Annotated in this window: 4 protein-coding genes; 1 reads left to right on the top strand and 3 read right to left on the bottom strand. The window is 65.0% G+C overall.

Going from position 1 to position 5,704, the window contains the following annotated elements; all coding sequences use genetic code 11:
- Positions 1 to 133: 133 nt before the first annotated feature.
- Positions 134 to 544: a type II secretion system protein N gene (locus tag BMW76_RS39715; RefSeq protein ID WP_090869159.1), complete on the top strand. Its 411-nt coding sequence runs from the start codon at positions 134 to 136 to the stop codon at positions 542 to 544.
- 73 nt (positions 545 to 617) lie between these two features.
- On the opposite strand, the gene gspF is transcribed toward BMW76_RS39715, so the two are convergent.
- The 3 genes from gspF to gspD form a co-directional block, all read right to left on the bottom strand.
- On the bottom strand, positions 618 to 1,835 hold the full coding sequence (gene gspF, locus BMW76_RS39710) for a type II secretion system inner membrane protein GspF (protein WP_090874134.1): 1,218 nt from the start codon (positions 1,833 to 1,835) through the stop codon (positions 618 to 620).
- 4 nt (positions 1,836 to 1,839) lie between these two features.
- On the bottom strand, positions 1,840 to 3,297 hold the full coding sequence (gene gspE / locus BMW76_RS39705) for a type II secretion system ATPase GspE (protein ID WP_090874135.1): 1,458 nt from the start codon (positions 3,295 to 3,297) through the stop codon (positions 1,840 to 1,842).
- A gap of 80 nt (positions 3,298 to 3,377) precedes the next feature.
- Positions 3,378 to 5,704: type II secretion system secretin GspD (gene gspD / locus BMW76_RS39700; protein ID WP_090874133.1), on the bottom strand; the 2,327-nt coding region annotated here is incomplete at its 5' end.

Here is a 5,704-nt window from a genome sequence, read left to right as displayed (position 1 = left end):
CCGGACGTCATGCATGTCATGCGATACATCGGGAATGCAGTACCTTGCACCGTCCGGCCGGTCATTTTAATGTCACGCTGCTGAACGCTTTCGACACGCCGCAAAATTCGCGAGAGTCCGTACAATGACACGCATGAACGCACTCCAGATCCGCCTCATTTCGCTCGCACTGTTCGCAGTGTTCTGCGCGACGCTCACCTACTGGATCGTCACGCTCACGTCGCATGCGCCGCCCGTGCCCGCGGCCGCCGTGCGCGCGCCCGTTTCGACGGAGCAGGCGGCGACGCTGTTCGGCGGCCAGCTCACGCGCACCGCGAATCAGGACATCCACCTGTCCGGCATTCTCGCGCTGGGCGAGGGCGCCGCAGCGATCATCAGCACGGGCGGCGAGCCGCCGCATGCCGTGTCGCTCGGCAGCACGATCATGCAGGGCGCGAAGCTCGCCGAAGTGCGCGCCCGTTCGATCATCGTCGATCGCAACGGCGCGCGCTCCGAAGTGTTCCTGCCCGCGAACGCGCCCGGTCCGACCATTTACGTGCGCTGATTTCTTCTGCTGCCGTGATGGCGCGACGCTCCGATACAGCGCGCCGTCACGACTGGCGGCGTGACACCCGCCGTCACTGCACCAGGTTGTTCAGCTCGATGATCGGCAGCATCACGGCCAGCACGATCACCAGCACTACGCCACCCATCGCCAGAATCAGCAGCGGCTCCAGCAGGCTCGTCAGGAACATCGTGCGCCGCTCGAGTTCGCGCGCTTCGCCTTCGGCCGCGCGGTCGAGCATCGTCGTGACATCGCCCGTTGCTTCGCCCGAGCGGATCAGGTGCACGAGCACGGGCGGAAACGTCTTCGTGTTGCCGAGCGCGCGCGACAGCGACGTGCCTTCGCGCACGCGCACGATCGCATCGTCGATATTGCCTCGCATCGCACGGTTGCTGAGCGTTTCGCTCGCGGCCTGCAACGCGCGCAGGATCGGCACGCCCGCTGCCGTCAGGATGCCGAGCGTGCTCGCGAAGCGCACCGTGTTATAGCCGCGCACGAGCTTGCCGAAGAGCGGGGCCGTCAGCGTCCAGCGGTCGAACGCGAGGCGCGGTGCCGGCTGCGCGAGTATCGAACGCACCACATAGACGACGACCACGACCGCGATCAGCACGGCCCACCACCAGTTCCGCACGAAGCCCGAGAGCGCCATCATCATGACGGTGAGAATCGGCAGCTGCTGCTTCGTGCTCGCGAACACGTTCACGACCTGCGGCACCACGTAGCTCAGCAGAAACGTGACGATGCCGAACGCGATGATCGTGACGATGGTCGGATACGTGAACGCGAGGATGATCTTCTGCTTGAGCGCGTTGCGCTGTTCGATGTAATCGGCGAGGCGCGACAGCACGAGACCGAGCTTGCCCGTATGTTCGCCCGCTGCGACGAGCGCGCGATAGATCTCGGGAAAATCCTTCGGATGCTGCGACAGCGCGTTGGCGAGCGAATGGCCGCCGAGCACTTCGGCGCGGATTGCCGCCATCAGTTCACGGATGTAGTCGCGCTCCGACTGATCGGTGAGCACGGCGAGCGCTTCGTCGAGCGGCAGGCCCGCGATCAGCAGACTCGCGAGCTGCCGCGTGAGAATGGCCTGCTCGCGCTGCGAGAGCTTGCGTCCCAACGACAGACGCTGGCTGCGCTCGCCGCGCGTGCGCGTCGCGGCCGGCTCGACGACGAGCGGTGTGAGCCCTTGCGTGCGCAACTGCGTGCGCGCGCCGCGCGCGCTGTCGGCATCGAGCACGCCTTTTTGCGCCTTGCCTGCGGCGTCGATTGCTTCGAAGCGGAATGCCGGCATGCGCTCAGACTCCGCCCGTCACGCGTATCACTTCCTCGAGCGACGTCATGCCCGACGCCAGCCAGCGCTCGCCGTCCTCGCGCAACGTGCGCATGCCTTGCTTATGACCCGCGTCGGCAATTTCGGCGTCGGCGGCATTGCGGTGAATCAGCGTGCGGATCGACTCATCGACGTTGAGCAGTTCATACACGCCGCGACGCCCCGCGTAGCCCGAATGCCCGCACTTGTCGCAGCCGACCGGGTGCCACACCTTGCGGCCGCCTTCTTCTTCGCGCTCTTCCTTGCACACGGGACACAGGCGCCGCACGAGACGCTGCGCGAGCACGCCGAGCAACGACGACGCGAGCAGATACGGCTCGACGCCCATATCCGTCAGACGGGTCACGGCCGATGCCGCATCGTTCGTATGCAGCGTCGCGAGCACGAGGTGGCCCGTCAGCGAGGCCTGCACTGCGATCTGCGCCGTTTCGAGATCGCGGATTTCACCGATCATGATGATGTCCGGGTCCTGACGCAGAATGGAACGCAGCGCGCGTGCGAACGTCATGCCGATGCGTTCGTTCACCTGCGTCTGCCCGATGCCGGACAGGTCGTATTCGATCGGGTCTTCGACGGTCATGATGTTCGTCGTCGCCGTTTCGAGCCGCGACATCGATGCGTAGAGCGTCGTCGTCTTGCCCGAACCCGTCGGGCCCGTGACGAGCACGATGCCGTGCGGACGCGAAATCAGCTTGTCGAACTGCGCGAGCGTATCGGGCGCCATGCCGAGCGCTTCGAGATTCAGACGCTGCGCGTCTTTTTCCAGCAGACGCAGCACCGCGCGCTCGCCGTGGCCCGTCGGCAGCGTCGAGACGCGCACATCGACAGGTCGTCCGCCGACGCGCAGCGTAATGCGGCCATCCTGAGGCAGACGCTTCTCGGCGATATCGAGTTGCGCCATGATCTTGATCCGCGAAATCAGCGCGCCGTGCAGCGCTTTTTTCGGACGCACGACGTCGCGCAGCGTGCCGTCGACGCGAAAACGCACGACCGATGCATTCTCGAACGGCTCGATGTGAATATCCGATGCCTGCTCGCGCGCGGCCTGCGTCAGCAGCGCGTTGATCATGCGGATGATCGGCGCGTCGTCTTCGGATTCCAGCAGGTCTTCCACTTCGGGAATGTCCTGCATCAGACGCGACAGATCGACTTCGCCTTCCACTTCGCCGACCACCTGCGCCGCGCTGCCGTCCTGGCGCGCGTACGCCTGGTTGATCGCCTGCGCAAGTTCGTCCGCATTCGTGCGCACGACGGATACCGCGCCGAAATTGCGCGCGACTTCAGCGAGCGCGGCCTGACTCGTGCGCTCGCTGATCCAGACTTCGATCGTATCGGCGTGCTGATGCGCGACGAGAATCTGGCCGCTCTTCGCGAAGCCATACGGCACCAGCCGCGCGGCGAGCGGAGAAGGCGCTTCGCGCACTGATTGAGCGGATGTTTCCGGTGCTTCGCGTACGCCTTCCGCCGTAGCGGCGGCGTGCGGCCCGGAAAGCGGCGTCGTGCTCACGGTCTTGCTCCGGGTGAGGCAGTCGTGCCCTGGGTTCCAGCACCTGGCGTGCCCGGCGTTCCGTTCGTGCCATTGGCGCCGTTCACGCTGTTCGTGCCATTCATGTTTACACCATTCGCGCCGTTGGTGCCGTTGGTGCCGTTGGTGCCGTTAACGCCATTCGTCCCATTCGCTCCGTTGGGACCATACACATCGCTCGCACCATTCGGCGCCTGCGGCCGGCGCGTCATGTTGTTGAAGTCAAACAGGTTCTGTGCCGGCACGCCGCCCTCATTCGGTCCCGGCGGCGCGGGCGGCAACATCGGCACGTTCTTGTCGCGGATCAGGTTATTGTCCGTCTGATAGCCGCCCTGCTGCGCGCGCAGGTAGTCGTAACGGCTCAACGCAATCGACGAACTGGTCGCCTGATCGCGCACGATCACAGGCCGCAGGAACACCATCACGTTGGTCTTCGTGCGCGTCTTGTTTTCCGAGCGGAACAACTGGCCCAGCCACGGGATGTCGCCGAGCAGCGGCACCTTGCTATTGCCGTTCGAGTAGTTGTCCTGCATCAGGCCGCCGAGCACGATGATCTCGCCATCGTCGGACAGCACCGTCGACTGCACCGAACGCTTGATGATCGTCACGCCGCCCGGATTGTTTGTCGACGTCGGATCGACGGACGAATCCTCCGAATAGATTTGCAGCTTGATGATGCCGCCGTCGGTGATCTGCGGCTTCACGTGCAGCACGATACCGACGTCCTGACGGTCGAACGTGTTGAACGCGGTCACGGATGTCGCGGCGTTCGCAGTCGGCGTCGCGTACGAACCCGTGACGACAGGCACGTTCGAGCCGACGACGATCTTCGCTTCCTCGTTGTCGAGCGTGATCAGATTAGGCGTCGACAGGATGTTCGCATCGCTCGATTGCGACAGCGCCTGCAGCAGGCCGCCCAGACCGAACACATTGCCGAAGCGGTGCAGCAGGCCGACGTTCAGGCCGTTGTTCAGCAGGTTCGTGCCCGTCGTCGCGAGCGCCGCGGCCGGGTTGTTCGCAATGATCGCACCCTGCGCGGTCAGGTTCACGATGCCCTGGCTGCCGTTCGAATTGAAGTTCGAACTGCCGTAGAGGCCGTTGTTGCCGCCGTTCGACAGCAGCGCGCCCTGCCACTGGATGCCGAGATTCGCGCTCGACGTCGCCGACAGCTCGACGATCAGCGCTTCGATATACACCTGCGCGCGGCGCGAATCGAGCTGATCGATCACGCTGCGCAGATTGCGGTAGACGGGGTCGGACGCGGTGATGATCAGCGAGTTCGTCGCCGCATCGGCCTGGATCATGCCGCCGGGCTGGTTCTCTTCGTTACCGCCGCCGCCTTCCTTTTCGCCAAGAAACGCCGCGTTGTTGTTACCCTGGCCGCCATAGGTACTGCCGCCGCCGAGCGGATTGCTGCCCATCGACGAGGACGACGAACCGCCGAGCGAGCCGCCCGGCAGCGGAGGCTGGCCCGACGTGCCCGTCGACGAGCTCGTGTTGCCCTGGTTGAACGTGTTCGCTGCGTTGCCGCCGCTCGACGGCGTCGATTCGTTGCCGCCCTTGCCGAGCATGCCGCGCAGCGTCTTCCCCAGGCGCACGGCGTCCGCGTTGCGCAGCTGCACGACGTGGATGTTGCCGGGCTGCCCCGTTGCCGCGTCCAGTTGCTTCGCAAGCGACTTCGCCGCCGCGAGGCGCGCTGCGTTCGACGCACGCAGCATCAGCGAATTCGTGCGCGGATCGGCCTGCACGGAGACTTTCAGCGTCGCGTCCGTATTGCCGATCGAGCCGGGGTCGAGCATCTTCGACATCTGCGTCGCGACGTCGATCGCGTTCGCGTTCTTCAGCTGGACGACCTGCACCTGCTGGCCGGCCGCCGTATCGACGCCCGCGATGATCTGCGCGATGCGGCGCACGTTATCAGCGTAGTCGGTGACAACGATCGTGTTGTTCGGCGGATAGGCCGCAACCGTGTTGTTCGGCGAGATGAGCGGACGCAGCACGGGCAGCAGGTTGTTCGCCGATTCGTTCTTCAGCTGAAAGACCTGCGTGACGACCTGATCGCCGCGCGCCGCGGGCGCATTGCCGACGTAAGTCGGCACGCCTTGCAGTTTCGCGTCCGCTTCGGGCACGACCTTAAGCACGCCGTGATCCTGCACCAGCGAAAAGCCCTGCATCCGCAACGCGGACTGCAAGGTCTTCAACGCCTGGTCCTCCGGAACCGGGTTCTCGGAGACGAGATTCAGCTGCCCTTTCACGCGCGGGTCGACGATGATCGTCTTGCCCGTCGCCGCGCCAATCGCCTTGG

Origin of the sequence: Paraburkholderia diazotrophica (assembly GCF_900108945.1) — a bacterium.
In the GTDB taxonomy this organism is placed as follows: domain Bacteria; phylum Pseudomonadota; class Gammaproteobacteria; order Burkholderiales; family Burkholderiaceae; genus Paraburkholderia; species Paraburkholderia diazotrophica.
The sequence above is the reverse complement of the archived record's forward strand: the minus strand, read 5'-3'. Positions and strand labels throughout refer to the sequence as shown.